The organism is Streptomyces shenzhenensis, from assembly GCF_003688995.1.
GTDB classification, from domain to species: domain Bacteria; phylum Actinomycetota; class Actinomycetes; order Streptomycetales; family Streptomycetaceae; genus Streptomyces; species Streptomyces shenzhenensis_A.
Genome location: NZ_PENI01000009.1, coordinates 251,384 through 273,320 on the forward strand (window position 1 = coordinate 251,384; position 21,937 = coordinate 273,320).

Sequence of the window (21,937 nt, forward strand, 5' to 3'; positions counted from 1 at the left end):
GTTCTCCTCCTCGCCCGGTCGTCCCGGCCGTGCCCGGCGCTCGACCCCGAGCGCCGGGCACGGCATCCGGGACCGCCCCTCAGACAGAACGGCACAGCACCATGTCCTTCCAGATCTCCCGCCGAAGCCTGCTCCGCGCCACCGGCACCGGCATCACGGCGGCCGCCCTCGCGCCCTGCCTGTCCACGCCTGCCCAGGCACACGCCGCACGTGCGACCGCGGCGGGCGGCCGCGCCTTCAAGAAGCTGTTCGCCACGCCCTCCACGGAGGTGCGGCCGGGGGTCCGCTGGTGGCTGCCCAGCTCTGACGTCGACGACGCGGTGCTCGCCGAACAGCTCGCCTCGCTGGCCGACGGTGGCTTCGGCCGGGCCGAACTCGCCAACCTGGGCTCCGGCTTCGGTACTGCGGCGTGGCGCACTCACCTTCTCACCGCATTGCAGGCCGCCAAGAAGCAGGACCTGGACCTCGACGTCACGCTCGGTCCGCGATGGCCCGCGGCTGTCCCGACCATCGACCTCAACTCGGCAGACTCTTCCCAGACCATCGTCTGGGGCCGGGTCATGGTCACCGCCGGCCAGACTTACAGCGGCGCGACGCCCTCCGCCGAGGGACAGGCAAGGGACGGCGTCACCGAGTCCGTTCTGATCGCCGTCACCGCCGCGAAGATCGCAGACGGCAGCAGCGCCGACGCCGAACCCGTGCTGCTGGACCGGTCGACAGCCCGCGACCTCACAGCCAAGGTGACCGACAACAAGATCACCTGGACCGCACCCGCCGGGAACGGGACCTGGCTGCTGTTCGCGTTCTGGCAGCGCAGCGAAGGCAAGACCGTCAACGACTGGCCCATCGTCAACCACTTCCGCAAGAGCGGAGCCAAGGCCGTCACCGACTACTGGGAGGCCAATGTCCTCACCCCCCAGATTTCCCGGCTGCTGCGCGAGGTCGGAGCCGAGTTCTTCGAGGACTCGGTAGAACTGGAGAAGACCACCCACTGGACCGAGGGCATGATCGGTGAGATCCGCCGCAGGCGCGGCTACGACATCACCAAGCACCTCCCCATCCTGATGATCAAGTTCGCGGCGATCTTCGACCTCCGCCCGGTCTTCGAATACGCCGACGGCACGGGCCAGCGCATCCGCAACGACTACTTCGAGACGCTGTCACAGCTCTACCGCGAGAACCACCTGGAGCCGCTGCGCACCTGGGCCAACCAACACGGCATGAGCTACCGCGCCCAGCCGGCCTACGGTGTGACCGTCAACATGGCCTCCGCCGCCACCGAACTCGACATCCCCGAGACGGAGTCGCTGTGGTTCGCGGAGAAGGTCGACGCCTTCCGGTCCATGTCCGGTGCCGTGCACATGAGCGGCAAGCCCGTCTTCTCCATCGAGACCGACGTGGTCGTCCCGCCCAAGGTCGGTGACGACGGCTACGCCATCACCTTCCCCAACGCCCTGAACCTCTTCCACGGCCACTTCGCCGGCTATGTCAACCGGCTCATGCTCCACGGCTTCCCGTACACCACGTCCTCCGCCGCCACCTGGCCCGGATACAGCCCGTTCGCCAACACCGGCGGCGGCATCGGCGAATCCTGGGGCCCGCGCAACCCCAACTGGGCCCACGTCGACGAGTTCACCGGCTACCTCGGCCGCCTCCAGGCCGTGCTCCGCCACGGCAAGCCCCGCGTCGACGTCGCCGTCTACCGGCACGCCTACTGGGACCGCGGCCGCGACAACTGGGACGCCGACAACGCCCTGCTGTGGAACGACCCCGGTCTGGTCGCCGCCGGCTACTCCTACGACTACATCGACCCCTTCCTGCTGGATCTGCCCGCCGCCGAGGTCACCGGAAAGCGCCTCGCCCCCGACGGCCCGGCGTACAAGGCACTCATCCTGACCGACGTCGCGGAAGTCCTGCAGAGCCAGGCCACAGCAGAGGCCTCCGCCCAGGCGACCCTGCAGACCGCGCAGAAGATCTACGACTACGCGCTCAACGGCCTGCCCATCGTCATCATCGGCGAGCCCCCGACCGCGACACCTTTCTTCGCCGACACCTCCGACGACACCAAGGTCGCCAAGGTGTACGCCAAGCTCCGCGCCCTGCACAACGTCGAGGCCGTCGCCTCCCAGGCTGCCGTCCCCGCGGCCCTGGCCCGGCTCGGCGTGCGGCCCGACGCGGCCTTCGCCTCGCCCGCGGCGCATGTCTGGACCGTGCACCGCCACACAGACTCCGCCGACCTGTACTACTTCTACAACGAGGGCAAGGAGTCGACGAACGACGGCTACCGGAGCACCGCGCTGACGCGGAAGGTCTCCTTCACCGGCACCGGCCGCCCCTACCGGCTCGACGCCTGGACGGGACGTATCGAGCCCATCACGACCTACACCACCTCACACGGCCGCACCACGATCACCCTCAAGCTGGCCGCGCACGAGGCAGCCGTCATAGCCATAGCCCCTCGTGCCTGGGCAGCAACGACCCCCAGCTCCGTGCACGCGATCTCCACCAACGCCCCGGAACTGCGCTACGAAGGCTCCCGCCTGGTGGCACGCAGCATCAGTGCCGGGCAGTACACGACGAGACTCAGCACCGGCCACACCCGCCGGACGTCGGTGGGCAAGGTGCCGTCCGCTGCTTTCCTGACGAAGTGGAAGCTCACTGTCGACAGCTTCACGCCGGGAGCCGAACCCGACCAGACCGCCCACAAGAAGATCTCCGTCACGCTCGACGCAGGGCTGAAGCCGTGGCCGGACGTCAAGGAGCTCGAAGGTGTCTCCGGCACCGGCCGCTACACCGCTTCCTTCATCCTCCCCAAGGACTGGAAGAACACCGACGGCGCGGTCATCGAACTCGGGGAGATCACCAACTCGGCCAGAGTATGGATCAACGGCCACCGACTCGACCCCGTCGACCTGGTACAAGGCCGCGTCGAAACACGAGGACGGCTCGTTCCGGGCAGCAACCGCATCGAAGTCGAGGTCACCACCACTCTCAACAACCGGCTGCGGACACAGCCCGGAGGCTCCGGCCGCAGCGTACAGCCGGACGGGCTCATCGGCGTGCAGCGCCATGGCACCTACGGTGTGCTGATCCAGCCCTATCGCGAAGCGACCGTCAGCTCTCCCCGCACGTACATCCGGTAACGACCGGCCTCAGCTATCGCTGCCGGAGGCCGGGGTGTCACTTCCCTCGCGGACAACGGCGTCGGACACCGCGGAGGGCGCAGCCGGAGTCGCCTTCCGTCGGTACGGCGGGGCTCCCGTGAGGTGTCCTTGAGAGTCACTCGGCGTCGGTGCGTTCCTGCCGCGGTAGATGGGTCACGCATACGCCGAGGCTCTCGGGGACGGACAGACCGGGGCGTTCGCCGATCACGACCACCATGGTCGTCACGTTCAGCCGCGCGCCGACGTCCGCGCCCGACACCGGCAGGCCTCCGAGGTGGCCAGCATGGGGAACGGCCTGCCGGATGCGTGGCAGGCCCGGTCACACCCCGTCCGGGTGCAGCCCGGCGTCGCGGGCGAGCAGGGCCGCCTGGACCCGGTTGTCACACCCGAGCTTGGTGAGGATCCGGCTGACGTACGTCTTCACAGTGGCCTCGCTCATGTGCAGCCGTCGGCCCGCGTCCGCGTTGGACAGACCTTCTCCGAGCAGGGCGAGCACATCGCGTTCCCGTGCGGTGAGCCCGTCGAGGCGGTGCCTGGCCTCCTCCGCACGGGCGGTGGCCCCGGGGGAGGCGAGGGCGTCCACCACGTGCCGGGTGGCGGCCGGTGAGAGGTAGGCGTTGCCGGCCGCCGCCGCCCGCACCGCGTGGATCAACTCGTCGGGTGCGGAGTCCTTGAGGAGGAAGCCCGCGCCGCCGTGGCCGAGCGCGCGCAGCACGTTGTCGCGCTCACCGAACGTGGTGAGGATCAGCCCTCGTACGTCCGGCGCGGCCCGGCGCAGTTCGGCCAGGGCCGTCAGCCCGTCCATCACCGGCATCTGGATGTCCAGCAGGGCCACGTCGACGGCGGTGCCCCGGGCGGTCTCCACGGCCTCGCGGCCGTCACCCGCCTCGGCACCACGTCGATGTCGTCGGCCGAGGTGAGGATCATTCTGATGCCGGCCCGGATGAGCGGCTCGTCGTCGGCGACGAGGACCCGGATCACACGGCCTCCTGCGCGGTATCGGTCGGAGAGCGGACAGTATGGCCTGGCCATCATGCCCTGATGAAGCCGGTTCCGTCGCGCGGATGGTGTGAGGAAGCGCGGGCCGGGTCATGTCCCGGTCCTGCGGGTCAGCTCTTGTCCTGGAAGGTCTGCTTCGCGACCAGCTTTCCGTCGCGGAAGCAGAAGCGGAAGATGGTCGTGGTGTCATCGGGGTCGTCGGACCCGAAGTGACGGCAGGTCGCGCCTTCGGGGCTCCGCGGGCCCATGTTCTTGTAGTCCTCGGTCAGCACCGAGTCCTCGGCGGGCAGTTCGTCCTGCACGTCGGCCTCGGGAGCGCCGGTCTTCGCTCGCTCGTAGACGCCCGGTGGGATCGTGGCCTTGTCCACTTCGTCCAGCAGCGCGTTCACCCCCCAGACGGCCAGGGCGATCACGCCCACGACGAGGACGACGGCGGTGACGGCGCAGCCGATGGCCACGTTCTTCTTGCTGCTCATGGTGGCGGCGAACTCCCCTTGCGGATCAGCACGGTTGATGACCGCTCTACTGTGATCCGCCGCGCCGGCCCCCGGCTGCCCTCCGAAGTCGTCGTCCGGGTATACGGAGGTCGCGTCGTCCGGGCGGGGCCGGGACTCGCCGCCACCGTTGCCGTAGGGCAGCATGCCCGCGATGCGGAAGCCGCCGTCCGCGGTGGGCCCGGCGTGCACCATGCCGCCGACGAGTTGGGCTCGCTCGTGCAGTCCTCTCAGTCCCTGGCCGCCGCTGACCGCTGCCGGGGCCTCTGGTGGCCCGGCAGGCGCGGGCCCGTTGGCGACCTCGACGACCAGGCTGTCCGGTTCGTAGCGCAGGGCAAGGGTGATCGGGGCGCCCGGGGCGTGCTTGTGGGCGTTGGTCAGGCCCTCCTGGGCGATGCGGTACGCCGCGTGATCGGCGGCGGGCGCCAGCGGCCGGACGGCGCCGGACCGGTGCAGTTCTACGGTCGCGCCCACGGCTCGGGACGACTCGACCAGGCCGTCGAGGGAGGCGACCGACCGGGAGCGCGGCTGCCCGCCGTCGGTGTCGGCTGCCGCGCCCGGCGGCTGCCCGGCCTTCCCGACGTGCCCGGTGCGGTGGTCGGTCCGGTCCCTGTCGTCCCGGTCCTCGTGGAGGATGCCAACGGCCTCGCGCAGTTCCGCCATCGCGTGCACGGAGGCGTCCCGCAGGATCCGGACCCCTTCGCGCTGGCGGTCGGTCAGGTCCGGATCGACCTGCAAGGCGCCCGCGTGCACCGAGATCAGGGCGAGTTGGTGACCGAGGCTGTCGTGCATGTCCTGGGCTATGCGGCCGCGCTCCAGCAGGCGCGCCTGCTGCGCCACCATTGTCTGCTCGCGCACGAGCTGGACGTTGTTCCGCTGCAACGCGTCCAGCAGCGCGTGGCGCTGCGCCCGGTAGCGGGCGGCCAGCCCCGGTACGATCGCCAGCGCGAGGAACACACCTGCGCCCAGCGCACCCGCGGCGGACAGCGACAGGCCGGGATCCGCGGTGAGCTCGTTCCGGGCCGACGCGGCGGTATGCAGCACGAGCGCGGCGGCATAGGTGGCGACCACGCGCCGAGGCCGCATGATGCGGCTGCCGGCCGACCAGCTCGCGTAGAGGAGTAGTGGCACCGCGGCGATCCACGCCCCGGCCGCAGCCGCCGAGACGACCAGGACGGTCGCCGGACGCGCGCGCCGGAGCAGCGACAGCAGGGCAACGCCCGCGACGACAGCGACGGTTCGTACGCCGAACCCGGCCCCCACGGCGTCGAACAGGCCCGCCAGCCCGGCAAGGACAACGGCGAGCACGGTCTCCCCGGCGATCCGACTGCGACTCCAGGGAATCGCGGTGGCGGCAGGCCGGCGCCTAAGCCGGAGCGGCCGGGCGACGCGCGCGGTGTTTGCTTCGTCCACTCTCACGGGCCGACGATAGACAGCCCCCGGGAGCGCCCGCATCATCCCTGCGTCGTGCCGGCGGACTACGAAAGTGAACAACCCCGGCCAGGAAAGGCGCGGTTGGGGGCTCCCGTGCTGTCGTCGTCGGTAGTTGCCGGCCGCGACTTCCGGGGACTGATCCGGGCGCCCGTCGTGGCGACGATGGTGCAGAGCACGAACAGCGGCGAGCAGCGCACACCTGGACCGAGCAAGCCGGGCAGTGCCAGAGACGGAAAGCGGGAGACGCCACGTGGACAACGCACACCTGCAGGCGCACGAGCGGTTCAACATACGGCAGAAGACGGCCCTCATGGTGAACCGGTACGTGGTGACCGCGGCCCGTCCCGACGGCTCCGACGGCGAGGTCGTCGCCTTCGCCGAGCAGAAGCGGATGACGCTCAAGGAGCAGGTGACCATCTACACCGACGAGTCCATGGACCACGTCCTGTGCACCTTCGAGGCCCGCCGGATCGTCGATCTCGGCGCCGTCTACGACGTACGGGACGCGCTGGGCAACACCATCGGGTCGTTCCGGGAAAAGCCCGTCGCCTCCTTGCTGCGCTCCACGTGGAGCGTGGACCAGCCGGGCACGACGGAACTCACCGGGCGCGAGCGCAGTTGGGTGGTGGCCGTGGTGCGCCGGGTCTGGGACCTGCTGCCGTTCACCGACTTCGTGCCGTTCCTGTGGCCGTACCACTTCGATTTCACCGTGGGCGACAAACGGTTGATGGCATTCGACAAGAAGTTCGGACTGCGCGACCGGTACGTGCTCGACATCGCGGCCCCTGACCTCGACCGCCGTCTCGCCATCGCGCAGGCCGTGGCCCTGGACGCACTGGAGTCGCGCTGAGTCACCTGAGCGTGCTGCCGCCGGACGCCTCGAAGATCTCGGCGTCATCCCTGCCGCGCCCCCGCCAGCCGCTCCCGTGCGGCGGCCTGGATCCGGGATGGCCCGAGCCCCCACTCGAGGGTGCGTCCTACGGCCGTCGCCAGGGGCCGGTCCCAGCCGGTGCGGACGGGGGCCGGGCGGTGGATGCCGAGTTCGGTGCGGGCCCAGTCGGGGAGGAGTCCGGCCGAGGCGTTCGTGAGCAGGCCCACGACCAGCCGCTCCCGTCGTGTGCGTCCGAACCGTCGGAGGAACCGTACCGAGTCCAACGCGGCCGGAGTGGCGTGGAGTTGGGGGCGGAGACGGGCCAGGTAGCGCTCGGCTTCGAGAGACGTGTGCGGTACGTTCCGTGCGCCCAACGCCTCGGCCACGGGGGCGGCTTGGCGGTAGTAGGCGTCGCACTCGGCGGGGGTCAGCCGGAGCGGCCGGGGCGCGTAGGTCTGGTGGCCGGCGAGGAAGCTGCGTACCTCGGCGGTGTGCACCCAGGTGAGCAGGTCGGGGTCGTCCGCGCGGTACGGCCGGCCGTCGGGGGCGGTGCCGTGCACCCGGGTGTGGATCCGCCGGACGAGGTCGATCACCTCGCGGGCGGCGGCCGAGGAGCCGAAGGTGGTCGTGGTGATGAACCGTACGGTTCCGTTCAGCCGCCCGACCGGATCGGCGCGGAAGTCGGAGTGCTGGTCGACCCCCGCCATGGCCAGCGGATGCAGCGACTGGAGCATGAGCGCGGCGAACCCGCCCGTGAGCATCCCGGTGGCATGCCCGTGCACCCGCCACACCGGGTCCCCCGGCGCGATCCCGAACAGCCCGGGATCACCGGGCGGCCCCGCGTACCGCTCCAGCTTGAGATCCCCGCCGTGCATGGTCGCCGTGAGTTCCGCCGCGATCCGTTCCCGCAGTCCCACCAGCACCTCCAGGGGCCGTGTCCCTCAGCCGAGGGTACCGATCCGCCCGGCGAGCACGGCCACGAGGATGAGCAGCCCGCACAGGGGGTTGGTGCCGAACGCCCGCCCGCAGGCTGCGACGTCCGCAGGGTCGGCCCGCCATACCTGCCATCCCAACTGACCCGCGACCACGCACAGTCCGGGCCAGTACAGCGGCCCGAGCCCGGCCACGACCCCGAACCAGGCGAGCAGCACCACACACCCCGCGTACACGCCGCCCACCAGCACCCGGCTACGGCGCCCCAGCAGCACGGCGGCCGACCGCACCCCGGCCCGTACATCGGCCTCCCGGTCCTGGCAGGCGTAGATCACGTCCGTCCCCACGGCCCAGCAGATCAGCGCCCCGTACAGCACCCCGCCCCCGAGCCCGAGCCCTCCGGTGAGCAGGCCGTACACCAGCGGCACCGTCCAGTTGATGGTGATCCCCAGCCACACATGCGGCCAGTGGGTGATCCGCTTCATATACGGATACACCGCCGCGAGGGGCGCCCCGGCCGCCGCCCACACCACGGCCTCCACACTCCAGAACCCCATCACCAGCGGAGCGACGGCCCCCACCACGACACACAGGACCAGTGCCCGCCCGGCCGCCAGCCGCCCGGAGGCGACGGGCCGCCCCGCCGTACGCGGCACCTGCGCGTCGAACCGCGCGTCCAGCACATCGTTGAGCCCGCAGGCCGCCCCTCTCGACAGCACCCCGTACACCAGGAGCAGCAGCCCGAGCAGGCCCCCCTCGCGGGGCCCGGCGATCGCTCCCAGGGCGATCCATCCGGGCACCACCAGCAGCCACGCCCCCACCGGCCGGTCCAGCCGCAGCAATTCCAGATACGGCCGCACCCCGGCGGGGGCCCGCCCCACCAACCGGGCGGCACGGCCTTGGGCCGAGACGTGAGTCGGGACTTGGGCCGGGGCCTGCGAGGCGACGGTCATACCGATTCATGTCCCTTTCCAGGGGGATTGTTTGCCGATCGGTCCAACCTAGCCCAGGCCAGGGCGTGTTACCGGTCTTTCCGGGAGATCCCTGGAAACGAGGGAACCGAGTCCTGGGAAGCTTGAAAGGACGAGTCGCGGCTCAGCGCAGCTGGACCCATGCCTGCACGGGCAGGTGATCGCTGGGGAACAGTCCGTCCTTTGAGAAGATGTTGGTCTCCGTGCGATCGGTCGTGACCCCGGAGGTGGAGAGGATCCAGTCGATGCGGTCGCCGTTCGGAGTGGGCTTCCTATGGCCTGTGAAGGTGCCGTATTCATTGTTGCGTGTGGCGGCGGTGTCCCACGTGTCGACGACCTTGCCGCGCTTGAGCAGCCGGGTGTAGACCTCGTTCTTGTGGGCGGCGCAGTTGAAGTCGCCGGTGACCAGAATCGGCATGGAGGGGGGATTGTTGAGGATCTTCTGGCCGAGGAGGGTGGCACTCTTCAGGCGTGCGTTCTGGCTCTTGTTGTCCAAGTGTGTGTTGAGCACGATGAACTCGCGGCCCCCGTCCTGCTTGTCCTTGAAACGGATCCAGGTGGCCGTGCGAATGTGTGCGGCACCCCACGTGTTCGAGCCGACCTTGTGGGGTGTGCTGGAGAGCCAGAACGTGTTGCTTGCGACGGGCTTCAGGCGACGGACGTCGTAGAAGATCGCATTGATGACGCCTTTGCGGCCGCCGTTGGCGCCGGTTCCGATCCACGCGTAGTTCTTTCCGAGGTCGCTGGCGACCTGCTGCACCTGCTTGTAGTCGCCTTCCTGGGTGCCCACGACGTGGGGCTGTGCCTGCTGCAGCAGTGCACGCTCCACCGGCCTGCGCTTCGCCCAGCTTGGCCCGGCGGTGGCGTGGCCTTCGAGGTTGTACGTCATGATCTGCAGTTCGGGGGATTGGTTTTCGGCTCCCGATGCGGCCGGCGCGACCAGGGTTGTACTGGCGAAGGACGCGATGAGCGCTGCGGATAACGCGCCCGTCAGAGCGGCGCGTCGGGTTACAGTGCGCGATTTCGACATGGGAAAACTCCTTACATCTGCGGCTTCGTGTTTCTGGCTGCTTGCCGAAAAGTGTGAGGGGTGGCGTATGTAAGAGCTTTGGACGGCCTCTTCATGATGCCGCGCTTCACTCGATCGGATAGCAAGCTCCGCGGAACTCCAGACAGAGCAAAGCTCAAGGATTCCTATCAGAGGAGCGGGCCGCCACTGGGATTACGTGCTGAACAGCCCGACTGACTGAGCAGCCCCCTTCATCGTCCCCGGCCGGCCTTCCCGGCGGAGCCACCAGTCGATCGTGTCGCGCGCGAACACGCGGGGCCGCAACCAGATGCCCCTTCGGGAGGTCAACGGACCCGTCGGCCTCGTGCTGGAGGAGAGACGTGCTACCGGGGCGTCAGATCGCCCAACTCCCCTGATTTCCCAGGGTTAATGAAACGTTCACGCCGCACTCGCCCGGGCTGGAGATGATCGCCTCCCCGATTCGGAGGTGCGTGTGAACAGGCGAAGATCGACCGGCCGTGTGGCCCTGGTCCTGTCCCTCGTGGTGGCTGTGTTCGTCGGCCTGATATCCCCGGCGGCAGCGGCAGACGACCGAGGGCTCAGCGAGGACTTGGTCCTCACCCTCAACGCCTCGGACCTCGGCGTGGATCCTGCCGGCCTGCGGGACATCGTTCCCGAGATGCAGGCAGACATCAGGGAGCACCGCGGACTGGGCAACGCGCTCAAGCAGGCGCTCGCGGACAGCAATGTGAACACCACCGTCAATACCTCGGAGTGGCCGAACTTCCAGGGCACGGTGGACGTGACCTCCGACGGCGCCGGCCTGGCCATCACCGTCCCGAAGGGGGAGATCACCACCGCCGGCTTCTGGACGGGGGTCGCCGCCTCGCTGATCGGCTACGCCGCGGGGTACGGGCTCAGGGTGCTCTGCATCGCGGGCTTGACGTCCACCGGGGTGGGCGCCGCCACCATTCCGCTGGTCTGCACCCCCCTCCAGGGCGCCGTCACCGGCATCGTGACGGCGATCGTGAACCACGGGTTCGCCGGAGACCTGGGCTCTCGTGAGTCGATCAGGGACATCATCATCGGTGGGCTGATCGGCATGTCCATCGGCGCCCTGTGGGAGAAGTACTTCTCCCCGTGGGCGAAGACCCATGTCGCCAGGGCCTTCAAGGACGTCGGTACCTGGATCAGGTCCAGGGTGCCCTGGGTCGACTCCTGGCTCGGAAGGGGTGCCGCCGACGGGGCGGATCATCTCGGCCAAGAGCTTGAGGAACTGGAGAACCTGCTCAACGAGGCGATGAGGGACTGGGGCGGGCTGCGTACCCCGGTGCGGGTGATGCCCCTCGGAGACTCGATCACCTACGGCATAGGTGATCCGGACGGGAACGGCTATCGCGACCACCTGGCCACCTCACTCAACCGGCGCTCGGTCACTGTGGACTTCGTCGGCTCGCAGACGAGCGGCAGCATGGCCGACCGGGAGAACAACGGGTACCCGGGATGGACCATCGACCAGATCGCCGGGCCTGCGGGCAGAGACGTTCCGACGATGCGTCCGGACGTGGTCACGCTCATGGCGGGCACCAACGACATGATCCACAACGTCGACCCGGGCAACGCGATCAACCGGCTGCAGCGCCTGATCGACGGCGTGCTGGCGGCGAACCCGGACGGGTTCGTGGTCGTCGCGACGCTGACTCCGTGCACCGATGCGGCGGTTCAGGCTCGGATGGACTCCTACAACGCACAGGTCCGGGAGCAAGTCGGAGCGCGGGTGGCGCGCGGCGACCGCATCGTCCTGGTGGAGATGGCTGGGGTGTCGACGCAGGGGTGGCCGGACTTCGTGCACCCCAACGATGCGGCGTATCAGCAGATGGCAGCGGTCTTCTCCAACGGCGTCGCGGACGGCATCAAGCGAGGGCTGCTGCCCGGCGTCACGGTGACCGGCAGTGCCGAGGAGACCGGAGGCACGGTCGCGCCGGGCTCGGGCTCGGGCGGTACCGCAGGCCCGGTCTCGGGCGGGCTCGCCACGATCAACACCGGGGACTACACGCTCAACGATGTCGCCAGGTGGCTCGGCACGGGGGTTCACGCGCTGGGCGGCCTCGCCCCGGCGGCCGACATTCGGCTGATGGACTTCGACGGGGACGGCGATGACGACTACGGGATCCTCGGCCCCGCCGGTGAGCTGAATGTCTGGCGCAACGACGGCGGCGACACCAACGGAGGGAAGGGCTGGGTCAACCTGGGCAAGGTCGCGCTGGGCAACCTCACGGATCCGGCGAACGTCCGCTTCCTCGACTTCGACGGGGACGGCGATGACGACTACGGGATCCTCGGCCCCGCCGGTGAACTGAACGTGTGGCGCAACGACGGCGGCGACGTCGCCGGCGGGCACGGGTGGACCAACCTTGGAAAGGTCGCAAAGGGCGGCCTCTCCACACGCGACAACATTCGGTTCATGGACGCTGACGGCGACGGCGACGACGACTACGTCATCCTCGGCCCGAACGGAGAGATGGACCTGTGGCGCAACGACGGCGGTGACGTCGCCGGCGGGAACGGGTGGAGAGACATGGGCCGTGACGCGAAGGGCGCCGGCCCTCGGGGGGCCATCAGGTTCATGGATCTCGACGGCGACGGTGACGACGACTACATCGTCCTCGGGACCCAGGGCGCTCTGCTCGCCTGGCGCAACAACGGCGGTGACCGTGCCGGGGGCGGTGGCTGGGCGAGCCTCGGCCTCATCGCGGCCGGGACGGGAGACGGTTCCCAGGTCCGGTTCATGGACGCCGACCTCGACGGTGACGACGACTACGTGACCCTCGATGCGAACGGTCGGATGCGGCTGTGGGCCAACCGCGTCATCGATACCGGGCCCGGGGTGGAGAGCGGAGGAACGGGTCAGAACCAAGGACTGGGCGGCACCGGGCTGGCGCTCATCGACACGAGCAAGTACACGTTGAACGACATATCCCGATGGTTCGGCACCGGCGTCCACGCTCAGGGTGCGGCTGCCGCCGCGTCGGTCCGGCTGATGGACTTCGACGGCGACGGGGACGAGGACTACGCGATCCTCGGGTCCGCCGGCCAGTTGGACATCTGGCGCAACGATGGCGGAGACAGCAACGGAGGCAACGGCTGGACGAACCTCGGACGGGTCGCGGCCGGCACCGGTGACGGTTCCAAGGTCCGGTTCATGGACTTCGACGGGGACGGTGACGACGACTACGTGGTCCTCGGCTCCGCCGGTCAGATGGATGTCTGGCGCAACGACGGCGGCGACATCCCCGGCGGGCACGGGTGGACGAGCCTCGGACGGGTCGCGGCCGGTACGGGCGACGGTTCCAAGGTCACCTTCCTGGACTTCGACAAGGACGGGAAGGACGACTACGGGGTCCTCGGCTCGGCCGGCGAGCTGGATGTCTGGCGCAACGACGGCGGCGACATCTCCGGTGGGCACGGGTGGACGAGCCTCGGACGGGTCGCGGCCGGCGCCGGTGACGGTTCCCAGGTCCGGTTCATGGACATCGACGGGGACGGTGACGACGACTACATCATCCTCGGTACGCAGGGAGCGATGCTGGCCTGGCGGAACGACGGCGGCGACACCAATGGCGGTAACGGCTGGAAGAGCCTGGGCCTCGTCGCGGCTGGCACGGGCGACGGCAGCAAGGTCCGGTTCATGGACGTCGACAAGGACGGTGACGACGACTACGTGACGCTCGAGCCGACAAGCGGTCAGATGCGTCTCTGGGTCAACCGCATCGCCCACTAGACCTCCCCGACCGACGCCAACTACAGCGGCCCGGTGCGACACTCATCGCACCGGGCCGCTCGCCGGTCCCGCACAGCCGAACATGACCCGGCCCACGTTGAGCCGGCACCTACATCCATGACGTCATGTCAGCCAAGGTCCTCTCCGAGACCAACGACCGGGCGAATCCGATTCCTGACCCTCGCTGCCTCGGCTTTGACAGCCGGATCCGCCAACGCCGCGCCGCCGCACTCCTCCCACGTCCGCAGCGTGGGGCGGCCGGGTAGTCCTGACCACCGGCAAGGTGTTCTTCCAGACCGCGGCGGGCGGCGCAGTCTCGCTGGGTTTGGCAGACCCTGCTGCTTCATGCGCGCATCGGCATCCGGGCGGCAGGAGGCAGGGGGACTGCGTCGGGATCCGCCCGGAACGACTCGATGATCAGCGCCGCGAGCCGACGCGTCGCCACGGCCTGTGCCGCAGGAGAGCCCGCGCGGATGCCATGACTCGCCTGCATGGCGAGGACGAAGTCCTCCAGGGCCACGTCCGCCCGCAGCTCGCCGCTTGCCTTGGCTCGTCGGATCAGCTCGAGCAGTCCGCGCACCGTCCGGTCGTGAGCGGCGGTGAACTCGGCGCTGCGGGAGAGCTGCGCGACAATGGCTCGCACCCGTGAGTCGCCACCGTACGCAGTCACGAGCTTCTCGATCACCAGGGACAGCCCCTGCCACGGGTCCCTTGCCGCGAGGCCTTCCTCGACGACCGTCGAGCACAGGGACATCTCCTCGGCGAAGGCGGCGGTGAACAACGCCTGCTTGGTCGGGAAGCGCCGGTAGACAGTGGCAGCGCCGACCTGAGCGCGCCGTGCGATCTCACGTACCGGCACGGAGAACCCTTCGGCGGTGAAGGCCAGTCGGGCTGCCGCCAGGATGCGGTCGCGGTTGTCGCCCGCGTCCGAACGCAACTGACTCACTTCGGTCGTCACACTCTCACTTTAACCAGGTGGTCGGTTCGGCCCACTTACGTTCGGAGCCATGAGAACAGTTCAGTACGTCAAGTACGGCCCTCCCAGCGTCCTCCGCATCGTCGAGGAACCGAAACCGCACGCGGGCCCGGGGGAGATCCGCATCGCTGTACGCACCTCATGTGTGTCACCGGGAGAGGTGCGCCGACGGTCCGGAGCGATGCGAGAGGCGTTGCCGACGGTCTTCCCCGTCCGGACCGGCTACGAAGCCGCAGGCGTGGTGGACGAGGTGGGCGAGGGCGTGACCGGTACCCAGGTGGGGGACGAGGTGTTCGGCGCGGCCGCGATCACAGGCTACGGCTCCAACGCCGACCACGTGACCCTCGCCACGTGGGCTCCGAAACCGACCGCGTGGACGTGGGAGGAGGCCGCAGGCGCGACGGGCGCCGTCGAGACGTCCTTCCGCGTCCTGGACCGGCTCGCGGTGGCCGCTGGGCACACCGTGCTGGTCCATGGCGCGGCGGGCGGGACCGGCAGCGTCGCCGTCCAGCTCACGGTCGCGCGCGGCGCAACCGTGATAGGCACCGCGAGCGGACACAACCACGACTTCCTGCGCTCCCTCGGCGCAGAACCGACGACGTACGGGCCGGGGCTGGTCGAGCGGGTCCACGCACTCGCGCCGTCGGGTGTGCACGCGGTGTTCGACTGCGCAGGAGGTGTGTTGCCCGACCTGATCGCTGTCGTCGGCGACCCGGCCCGCGTGGTGACGGTCGCGGACATCACCGCTGCCACCCACGGCGTGCACCTGTCCCACACATCGCCGGGCACTGCCTTGGGCCCTCCCGACCCGCCTGCGACGTACGGCCTGGCGATCGCGGTCGAACTGGCCGAACAGGGCCGGTTGCGCATCCCCGTCGCGGGGGCCTTCCCACTCGCCGACGTCGCGGCCGCCCACGTGCTGAGCGAAGGCGGCCACGCCCGCGGCAAGATCGTGCTGCTGCACTGACCCTCCGTCCGCCTCCAGCGCGGTCGCCACCGCCGCAGGGCGACGACGATCGCTCCGGCTCCGGGAGGCATGGAACGTGGCGGAACTGTGATGGCTCACGCCGGGAGGCGGAGAAGCCGCTGATCAAGCCGACGGTGCCGTGCGCTTCGAGGAGCGGTCGGATGCTCTCCCGGCTTGATCAGCGTGGCGGCTCGGCGCCGGCGGATGCCTCGGGTTCCTCAGGCGCGCGTGAGGCCGCCCAGCTAGCCAGCAGCATCAGCGTATCGGCGGCGGGCGTGCCGGGCGCTGCGGTGTGGACGACCATGGCGAGTCCGGGGTCGGAGGACAGCTCGAAGGTCTCGAGGTCGAGGTCGCCGACGATCGGGTAGTACAGCCGCTTGACACCGGAACGATGAAAGCGCACATCGTGCGCCGCCCAGCGCTGCCGGAACGTCTGGCTTCGGGTCGAGAGCTCGCCGACCAGTTCGGTGAGCGCTGGGTCATGGGGAATTCGCCCCGCTTCCTGGAGCTCGGTGCCGCGGCGATGCTGTCCCAGGTGCTTGCCACCATCCAAGCCGTTCACGTGGGAGAGCACCGCCGCCGGGCCGTTCTTGCCTACACGACCGCGCTCGGAGCGCCGCGGGCCTCCCTGGGCCAGGTGATCGGTGGCGGGTTGCTTGCCCTTGACGATTGATGTCCTCGGCGGTGTCGTGCTTGCGGCAGCGCTCGTCCCCCTGCCGCTCGGCCTGGGTCTGGGGCCCGAGCATGGCTGGCCACCGCTCGCCTGGGTACTGCTCGCCGTCGGGGCGGTGATCGGTGCGTTGCTGCCGTCGATCGAGCGTCGCGCCCATGCCCCGCTGCTGACCGGACAACTTCTGCGACAGCACTCGGTGCGGCTCGGCCTCCTCGCGACCTTCGCCTTCTACGCGGGCAATACCACCACCATGCTCGGTCTCACGCTGTTCCTGCAGCAGGGCCTGGGGATCGGGGCACTCGGCGCCGGCGCTGGGTACCTGCCGCTCGGCCTCGCCTACATGGCCGCCACCCTCGCCGCCCGTCGCCCCGGTGCGCCGAGCGGGCCGAAGGCAATGCTCTGAGGGTCGTTGGTGATGTTCGTAGGTCTGATGGCTGCGGCGACGGCGCGTGGCCTCGACGTCGGCCCGATCGTCATCGCGCTCTTGCTGGCCGTCTTCGGCACCGGAATGGAGTTCGTCCACCCGGCGATCGTCGGTTCGGTGATCGCCCGTGTGCGCCCGGGGGACGAGGGCGCCGCGTCGGGTGTGCTCACCGCCACTCAGATCGCCAATGCCCTGGGGATCGCGATCGTCACAGCGGCCTGGAGCGCGACCGCGTCACTGGCCGCGAGCCTGGAAATCGCGGCGGTACTCGTGCTAGGCGTGGCAGGCGTCGCTCAACTGGTGCCCGGAGCCGGCACCTGCGATGTCATCGATCCCGCGACAGGCGAAGTGATCGCAACTGCACCGACAGCAGACGACGATCAGGTACACCGAGCGGTCAGCGCCGCAGAGACCGCCCTCAGGACATGGCGTGCCACACCGTGGACAGACCGGGCCACGGCACTGCACCGCATCGCCGACGCGGTCGCGCCGCTGCTGGCTCTGGGGACCGGCAAGCCCCTGGCGATGGCAGACGGGCTGGAAGTGCAGTGGGGTGTCCGGTAGGTGCGCCACTTCGCCCGAGAAGCCGTTGTCCTACCGGATGCGATCATTGGGGTGCCGCTGCTCAGGGATGGTACCGGTGTCGTCGGTGCTGGATTTGCTGGAGGATCGGGAGGCTGCTGCCCGGGTGCGGGTGGCGGGGCTTCAGGCGAAAGCGGACCGGATCCTGTCCGAACTCGCCGCGGTCGAGGCGGTGTTGGAATGCCGATGATCGCTCGGCTGGAGCTGACGGCCTCGGCGCTCCCGGACCCTTGTCGGTGCTGATCACGGCCGGGCAGCGAGGCGATTCTCGACAGTTTGAGCCGGTCCTTGACGCCCGTTGGAGGTGTTGGGACCAACCTGACCCCAACACCTCAAATATTTACGGTCACATCCCGCGCAAACCAGATTCCGTTATCCGGCGGCCAGGGACTCCAGGGCAGCCATGGTCTCCAGGGAGAGCAGGCGTGCGTTCTGCAGAGTCGTGACGACCCATCGGTCGCCCTGCCACACCGTGACGAAGAGCTGCATGGAGAAACGCGTCAGCGGCGGCTCCTCCTCGCCCGGCAGGAGGATGCCGACGCGGTTGTGGATCACGCCGACGCCCGGGCTGACGATCCGGGCGAACGCCACCTCGCCCCGCACCAGCCGGGAACCCTTCATGACCGTGCCGAGGAGTTCCTCGTGCGCCGCGATCATCTCCGTGCGGCTCCGGTAGATGGTTCCCTCAAGCTCCGCGAACACGGCGGCCTCGGCGAAGTCGGCGAAGAAACCGGCGGCGTCCCCGCGGTTCCATGCCTCGTGCATCCGAGCCGGAATGGTGCTCATCGTCTCGACTGACTGTTCCATGCGATCACCTTTCTGCGATTTGCGCGTCACCATCCTGACCAGGCCGGGCAGTCGGCACCATGACTGTCCGCGCACGGTTGTTGGATGTCAGCGCTGCCGCGTTGTAGCCGTACGTCGCCTTGAAGAGCCTGCTGAAATGCGCCGGATCGGCGAATCCCCAGCGCGCGGCAACGGCCGCGACCGTCCGGTCGCTTCGCGCCAGATCGGCGCGGCACCGCTCCAGGCGGCGATGGCGGATCAGGGCCGCCACCGTCAGCGGCTGGTCCTGGAAAAGCTTGTGCAGTCGGCGTACGGAGATGTGGTGTGCCGCGGCGATCCCGGCCGGGGTGAGATCCCGGTCGGACAGCCGTGCCTCGATATAGCCGAGAATGCGGTCGCGTAACGCCTCGTCGGGGGCCGGTCGCGCGTCGCCCAGTTGGGCTTCGAGCGCCACCGCGACCAGCTCGATGACGGCAGCCGCCGACCGGTCCGCCTCGTTGGTGCGGAACCCGGTCAGCGACCGGGCCATGCCTTGCGCCAGCGAGGACACCAAGGCCGCCGGGCCGCGGTCGCCTTTGATGCCTACGCCGACCAGGCGGGCGGCGTCGCCGGGGCGGAGCCGCAGCTCCTGCCGGGGCACCAGCATCGTCACATGTGTGGAGGCGGTGCTGGCGAACCGGACCGGCCGCGACGGATCGATGAGGACCAGGTCGGCCGACGAGAGGTCGGCGGTGCCGCGGCCCTGTTCGACGCGCGCCCGTCCCCGCGTCACCAGGTCGATCTGCCACAGCTCCTCGTCGGCGGCGCGGGTGCTACGAGCGTCCCGGAAGCACTCGCCTTCGGGCGTGACCAGTTGGATCAGCTTGAGAGGCCCGAGGTCGCGTGCCACGACGTCGGCCCGGAATTCCCCGCCGTCGTGCCGCCTGCTGAGCACGGGCGGCAACCCGCTGGCCGCGAGCGTCTCGCCGAAGGCTTCGATGTCAGTAAACACGGACCCCACGTTAGGCCGGTCACTGATCGCCTGGTTCGAGCGCCTGCTGCAATACGCCTACCGTAAGGGGCATAACGCAGGCCGCCTTCACCCTTCACACGGCTCAGCATGGGTGTGGCAGAGGCTCTCGGTGATCCGGCCCGGATGCGCGTGGCCTGACCCGAGAGGGGGCCCGATCTCTACTGCCGGTCGAAGGTCACCGTCCCGTCTTGCACAGGCGTTGGCGTCGACTGTTTGTCCGGTCTGTTTCCGGTGACCCGCATGGCGACGCACGCCCCCAGATAGAGCAGGGCGATCAGCAACAGGAGTGCTTGATAGCCCGTTACCAGGGCGAGGTACTCGAGTACACCGCCGGTCAGGGCGCCCAGCAGATTGGCGCCGAATGCGGATGTGGGATCGGGTGCGAGCGCGAGGCGGTCCGAGAAGATGAGGTTGGCGAAGAAGATGGGGGCAAAGGCCAGAGCGATGGCGGCGGCGAGCCGTCCGGCGAAGGGCAGCGAGAGTACGGCGTGTGCCGGGACGAGCCAGGCGACCGCGAGGGCGCCGAAGAGCAGCAGTTGCAGCAGCGGCTGGTTGACCTGCCGCAGTCTGCGTCGGACCTCGACCGCGCCGAGCACGGCCAGCAGGACACCGATGAAGACCAGGGCGTTGACCAGCCAGGTCGTACCGAAGTAGAGCGCGAAGCCGATCACGTTCTTCGTTTCGAGCAGCATGAAGGCGGCGCCCATGAGGAACATGTCGGTGTAGCGGACCGTGCTGCGGATCCGTACCCCGGTCAGGCGCGTCGACAGCAGTGTGACCAGCAGGATCCCGCTCAGCACGCCCAGGTAGAGCGTGGGGATGTTCCGGTGGAGCAGATACGGGAAAGGGTGGTCGTCGGTCGCGGCCGCCGGGACAGCGCCGCTGGGCTGCCAGACCTGCTTGCACGACTGGTCGGTGGTCGTCATTCCGGCCACCAGCACGGCCGCGTTTCTGGCGAACGTCGTCATACAGGGTGCATGGCCGTAGACGTCGTCGAGGGAGCCGGCGAAGCGGTCGATCAGCCAGTTCGTCCGGTAGTAGTTGTACATGGCGAAGGCACCGTGCGGTGCCAGGTGTTCGCGCGCGGCCTCGAACGACTGCTGGGTGAACAGGTAGCTCTCCAGGCGCAGATTGCTTGCCCCGGACACCAGCGTGAGCGAGTCGGGCAGCGCCAGGACGATGAGGTCGTACTTGGTGTCCGTCCGCTCCAGGTAGGCCCGTCCGTCGTTGATGTGGACGTGCACTCTGGGGTCGTCGTACGGCTTTGCGGGGTGCAGCTGTGCGCCGATCTGCTGCAGTCGGGGATCGATCTCGACCGCGTCCACGCGCTGTGCTCCGTGCGCCAGCGCGACGGCGACGTCGTTGCCGTTGCCGGCCCCGATGACCAGCACGCGCTTGTGGGGGTTGGCCGGCGTCCGGTCGTAGGCCTGCCGATAGGGCGAGTTCTGCTGCATCAGCGCCGACAGCGGCATGATGGTCTGGTGGGGGACGCCGTTCGCGGAGATGCGGTACTTCGGGACGGATGCGTCGGGTGTGACCTGGATCTTGTAGTACGGCGACCAGGAGATGCCGGCTGTGGTCGTCTCCAGGAGCAGCGCGGCGACCATCGCCGTGAGGGGGACGGCGTACCGCAAGGTGTTGCGTCGGCGACCGAGGATCAGCAAGGCCGTGGCAGCGATGACGCCCCACACGACCGACGGGGCGCCGAGCCAGGACAGCAGGGCGAAGGACACCGAGCCGGTGATGCTGCCGAGCAGGTCGAAGCGGTAGGCGTCGAGTGGAGGAAGTCGGCGGAAGAGATCGGCGGTGATCTTGCCGATCGCAGCCATGATCACCGTGGTGAGCAGGAAGATGACCGGCAGTGTTGCCCACTCGGGAAGGCCGGTGGTCTTCACAGAGGTGAAGTAGATGATCTGCTCGCTGCTCTGACGCACCTGCACCGGATACGCGCGTACCAGGATGACGAGAAGCGCGAGCGGAACCGGTGCCCAGCGTTTGATCCACTGCCCACGCGTGGCGGGGATCAGGAATCCGAGGCCGATGCCGAGAAACGACCCCAGCAGGATGAAGTTCGAGAAGTAGCTGAGGTGGACGACGTTGGCGCCCGTCCATCTGATCAGCGCCAGCTCGACGAAGAGCATCGTGGCGCTGGCCAGCAGCAGCCACCATCGGACCGACCGGGCATCATGCGCGACTTCGGACAGCGTCATGTGGTCACGGTGCCGTCTTCGATGCGCCGTGGCCTTTGAGGAGAGTCTGGTTCGGAAGCCGACCACCCGCGCGGACCAGAGCGCTTCCGCCGACCGGAGGTGCACTTGACCGCGGCCGGGCAAGGCCATCTCGTCGGCGAGGATCTCGCCGCCGTCCATACCCGTGTCCGAGAGGTGCCCCGGACGGTCCCTTGGGAGGGACGTCTGCTGCTACTCCTTCGGGCCGCCGCAGTGGACCACGGCCTACGCCCACGGCGGGGCCGACCCCGACCAGGCCCAGCACATCCTGCGCCGCGTTCGGCAGCAGCGGACGCTGGGAATTCCCCGGCCAGGTACAACTTCCATTCGGCGCCGATGAGTTGGTGGGAATGACGTGGGGCGAGTCTGTCGGGCATACTTGCGAGCGCGTACCACCCTGCTCACCAGCACGCGGGCCGAGGTCCTGTGTGTGGTTCGAGCCTGAGGCAGACTTCCGGGGAAGAATCGTCATGCAGAACCTTCAGCCTTCGGACCCGGTGTCCATAGGCGGCTATCCGTTGCTCGGCCGGCTCGGTGCGGGCGGTATGGGGCAGGTGTTCCTGTCCCGTACGGGGTCGGGTCGGCTGCTCGCGCTGAAGACGATCCGTGACGATCTGAGCTCCGAGCCGGGGT

Annotated in this window: 18 protein-coding genes and 1 pseudogene; 8 read left to right on the forward strand and 11 right to left on the reverse strand. The window is 69.1% G+C overall.

Annotated elements, in window-relative coordinates; all coding sequences use genetic code 11:
* The first annotated feature begins 101 nt into the window (after positions 1-101).
* On the forward strand, positions 102-3,143 hold the full coding sequence (locus CTZ28_RS17345) for a glycosyl hydrolase (protein WP_121890310.1): 3,042 nt from the start codon (positions 102-104) through the stop codon (positions 3,141-3,143).
* 136 nt (positions 3,144-3,279) lie between these two features.
* On the opposite strand, the gene CTZ28_RS17350 is transcribed toward CTZ28_RS17345, so the two are convergent.
* The 3 genes and pseudogenes from CTZ28_RS17350 to CTZ28_RS17360 all read right to left on the reverse strand — a co-directional run bounded on the left by CTZ28_RS17350 (position 3,280) and on the right by CTZ28_RS17360 (position 6,112).
* Positions 3,280-3,423, reverse strand: a complete 144-nt coding sequence (locus CTZ28_RS17350) for an ethanolamine ammonia-lyase light chain EutC (protein WP_259471668.1) — start codon at positions 3,421-3,423, stop codon at positions 3,280-3,282.
* A gap of 60 nt (positions 3,424-3,483) precedes the next feature.
* A pseudogene (locus CTZ28_RS17355) lies at positions 3,484-4,145 on the reverse strand (response regulator).
* 128 nt (positions 4,146-4,273) lie between these two features.
* The gene (locus tag CTZ28_RS17360; protein WP_121890343.1) at positions 4,274-6,112 is read right to left on the reverse strand and encodes a sensor histidine kinase; all 1,839 of its coding nucleotides are present in this window, start codon (positions 6,110-6,112) and stop codon (positions 4,274-4,276) included.
* A 229-nt stretch (positions 6,113-6,341) separates the two neighbouring features.
* Here CTZ28_RS17360 and CTZ28_RS17365 point away from each other — a divergent pair, with 229 nt between their 5' ends.
* Entirely contained in the window at positions 6,342-6,941 is a 600-nt protein-coding gene (locus CTZ28_RS17365) for an LURP-one-related family protein (protein ID WP_259471669.1), read from the forward strand.
* Positions 6,942-6,985: 44 nt separating this feature from the next.
* Here the strand turns inward: CTZ28_RS17365 and CTZ28_RS17370 are convergent, their stop codons facing one another.
* The 3 genes from CTZ28_RS17370 to CTZ28_RS17380 all read right to left on the reverse strand — a co-directional run bounded on the left by CTZ28_RS17370 (position 6,986) and on the right by CTZ28_RS17380 (position 9,896).
* Positions 6,986-7,879 carry an oxygenase MpaB family protein gene (locus tag CTZ28_RS17370; protein ID WP_259471670.1) on the reverse strand — a complete coding sequence of 298 codons (894 nt, stop codon included), beginning with the start codon at positions 7,877-7,879 and terminating at the stop codon, positions 6,986-6,988.
* Between the two features lie 24 nt (positions 7,880-7,903).
* Entirely contained in the window at positions 7,904-8,848 is a 945-nt protein-coding gene (locus CTZ28_RS17375) for a 4-hydroxybenzoate octaprenyltransferase (RefSeq protein WP_121890311.1), read from the reverse strand.
* A gap of 142 nt (positions 8,849-8,990) precedes the next feature.
* Positions 8,991-9,896, reverse strand: coding sequence for an endonuclease/exonuclease/phosphatase family protein (locus CTZ28_RS17380; RefSeq protein WP_121890312.1), 906 nt, complete (start codon positions 9,894-9,896; stop codon positions 8,991-8,993).
* A gap of 472 nt (positions 9,897-10,368) precedes the next feature.
* Here CTZ28_RS17380 and CTZ28_RS17385 point away from each other — a divergent pair, with 472 nt between their 5' ends.
* Entirely contained in the window at positions 10,369-13,656 is a 3,288-nt protein-coding gene (locus tag CTZ28_RS17385; RefSeq protein WP_147481164.1) for an SGNH/GDSL hydrolase family protein, read from the forward strand.
* A gap of 343 nt (positions 13,657-13,999) precedes the next feature.
* Here the strand turns inward: CTZ28_RS17385 and CTZ28_RS17390 are convergent, their stop codons facing one another.
* On the reverse strand, positions 14,000-14,614 hold the full coding sequence (locus CTZ28_RS17390) for a TetR/AcrR family transcriptional regulator (RefSeq protein ID WP_121890314.1): 615 nt from the start codon (positions 14,612-14,614) through the stop codon (positions 14,000-14,002).
* A gap of 49 nt (positions 14,615-14,663) precedes the next feature.
* Between CTZ28_RS17390 and CTZ28_RS17395 the strand changes: the two genes are divergently transcribed.
* Positions 14,664-15,599: an NADP-dependent oxidoreductase gene (locus CTZ28_RS17395; RefSeq protein ID WP_121890315.1), complete on the forward strand. Its 936-nt coding sequence runs from the start codon at positions 14,664-14,666 to the stop codon at positions 15,597-15,599.
* Positions 15,600-15,777: 178 nt separating this feature from the next.
* Here the strand turns inward: CTZ28_RS17395 and CTZ28_RS48305 are convergent, their stop codons facing one another.
* On the reverse strand, positions 15,778-16,089 hold the full coding sequence (locus CTZ28_RS48305) for an MmyB family transcriptional regulator (RefSeq protein ID WP_259471675.1): 312 nt from the start codon (positions 16,087-16,089) through the stop codon (positions 15,778-15,780).
* Between CTZ28_RS48305 and CTZ28_RS48310 the strand changes: the two genes are divergently transcribed.
* The 4 genes from CTZ28_RS48310 to CTZ28_RS48320 all read left to right on the forward strand — a co-directional run bounded on the left by CTZ28_RS48310 (position 15,991) and on the right by CTZ28_RS48320 (position 17,468).
* The gene (locus CTZ28_RS48310; protein ID WP_259471676.1) at positions 15,991-16,272 is read left to right on the forward strand and encodes a hypothetical protein; all 282 of its coding nucleotides are present in this window, start codon (positions 15,991-15,993) and stop codon (positions 16,270-16,272) included. The genes CTZ28_RS48305 and CTZ28_RS48310 overlap by 99 nt on opposite strands.
* The gene (locus CTZ28_RS48315) at positions 16,262-16,675 is read left to right on the forward strand and encodes a hypothetical protein (RefSeq protein WP_121890316.1); all 414 of its coding nucleotides are present in this window, start codon (positions 16,262-16,264) and stop codon (positions 16,673-16,675) included. Before CTZ28_RS48310 ends, CTZ28_RS48315 begins: the two co-directional genes overlap by 11 nt.
* Before the next feature lie 12 nt (positions 16,676-16,687).
* Entirely contained in the window at positions 16,688-17,260 is a 573-nt protein-coding gene (locus CTZ28_RS17410) for an aldehyde dehydrogenase family protein (RefSeq protein ID WP_121890317.1), read from the forward strand.
* 76 nt (positions 17,261-17,336) lie between these two features.
* A complete protein-coding gene (locus CTZ28_RS48320) occupies positions 17,337-17,468 on the forward strand; it encodes a hypothetical protein (RefSeq protein WP_259471671.1) in 132 nt (43 codons plus the stop codon).
* Between the two features lie 182 nt (positions 17,469-17,650).
* On the opposite strand, the gene CTZ28_RS17420 is transcribed toward CTZ28_RS48320, so the two are convergent.
* The 3 genes from CTZ28_RS17420 to CTZ28_RS17430 all read right to left on the reverse strand — a co-directional run bounded on the left by CTZ28_RS17420 (position 17,651) and on the right by CTZ28_RS17430 (position 21,286).
* The gene (locus CTZ28_RS17420) at positions 17,651-18,085 is read right to left on the reverse strand and encodes an SgcJ/EcaC family oxidoreductase (protein ID WP_121890319.1); all 435 of its coding nucleotides are present in this window, start codon (positions 18,083-18,085) and stop codon (positions 17,651-17,653) included.
* 4 nt (positions 18,086-18,089) lie between these two features.
* Positions 18,090-19,055, reverse strand: coding sequence for a helix-turn-helix domain-containing protein (locus CTZ28_RS17425; protein WP_220795355.1), 966 nt, complete (start codon positions 19,053-19,055; stop codon positions 18,090-18,092).
* 179 nt (positions 19,056-19,234) lie between these two features.
* Positions 19,235-21,286: a spermine/spermidine synthase domain-containing protein gene (locus tag CTZ28_RS17430; RefSeq protein WP_121890346.1), complete on the reverse strand. Its 2,052-nt coding sequence runs from the start codon at positions 21,284-21,286 to the stop codon at positions 19,235-19,237.
* Between the last annotated feature and the right edge of the window lie 651 nt (positions 21,287-21,937).

Coding starts and splice junctions, on each gene's coding strand:
- CTZ28_RS17345 (WP_121890310.1), top strand. CDS start 102: ATGTCCTTCCAGATCTCCCGCCGAAGCCTGCTCCGCGCCACCGGCACC.
- CTZ28_RS17360 (WP_121890343.1), bottom strand. CDS start 6,112: ATGCGGGCGCTCCCGGGGGCTGTCTATCGTCGGCCCGTGAGAGTGGAC.
- CTZ28_RS17375 (WP_121890311.1), bottom strand. CDS start 8,848: ATGACCGTCGCCTCGCAGGCCCCGGCCCAAGTCCCGACTCACGTCTCG.
- CTZ28_RS17380 (WP_121890312.1), bottom strand. CDS start 9,896: ATGTCGAAATCGCGCACTGTAACCCGACGCGCCGCTCTGACGGGCGCG.
- CTZ28_RS17395 (WP_121890315.1), top strand. CDS start 14,664: ATGAGAACAGTTCAGTACGTCAAGTACGGCCCTCCCAGCGTCCTCCGC.
- CTZ28_RS48310 (WP_259471676.1), top strand. CDS start 15,991: ATGAAAGCGCACATCGTGCGCCGCCCAGCGCTGCCGGAACGTCTGGCT.
- CTZ28_RS17410 (WP_121890317.1), top strand. CDS start 16,688: ATGTTCGTAGGTCTGATGGCTGCGGCGACGGCGCGTGGCCTCGACGTC.
- CTZ28_RS17420 (WP_121890319.1), bottom strand. CDS start 18,085: ATGGAACAGTCAGTCGAGACGATGAGCACCATTCCGGCTCGGATGCAC.
- CTZ28_RS17430 (WP_121890346.1), bottom strand. CDS start 21,286: ATGACGCTGTCCGAAGTCGCGCATGATGCCCGGTCGGTCCGATGGTGG.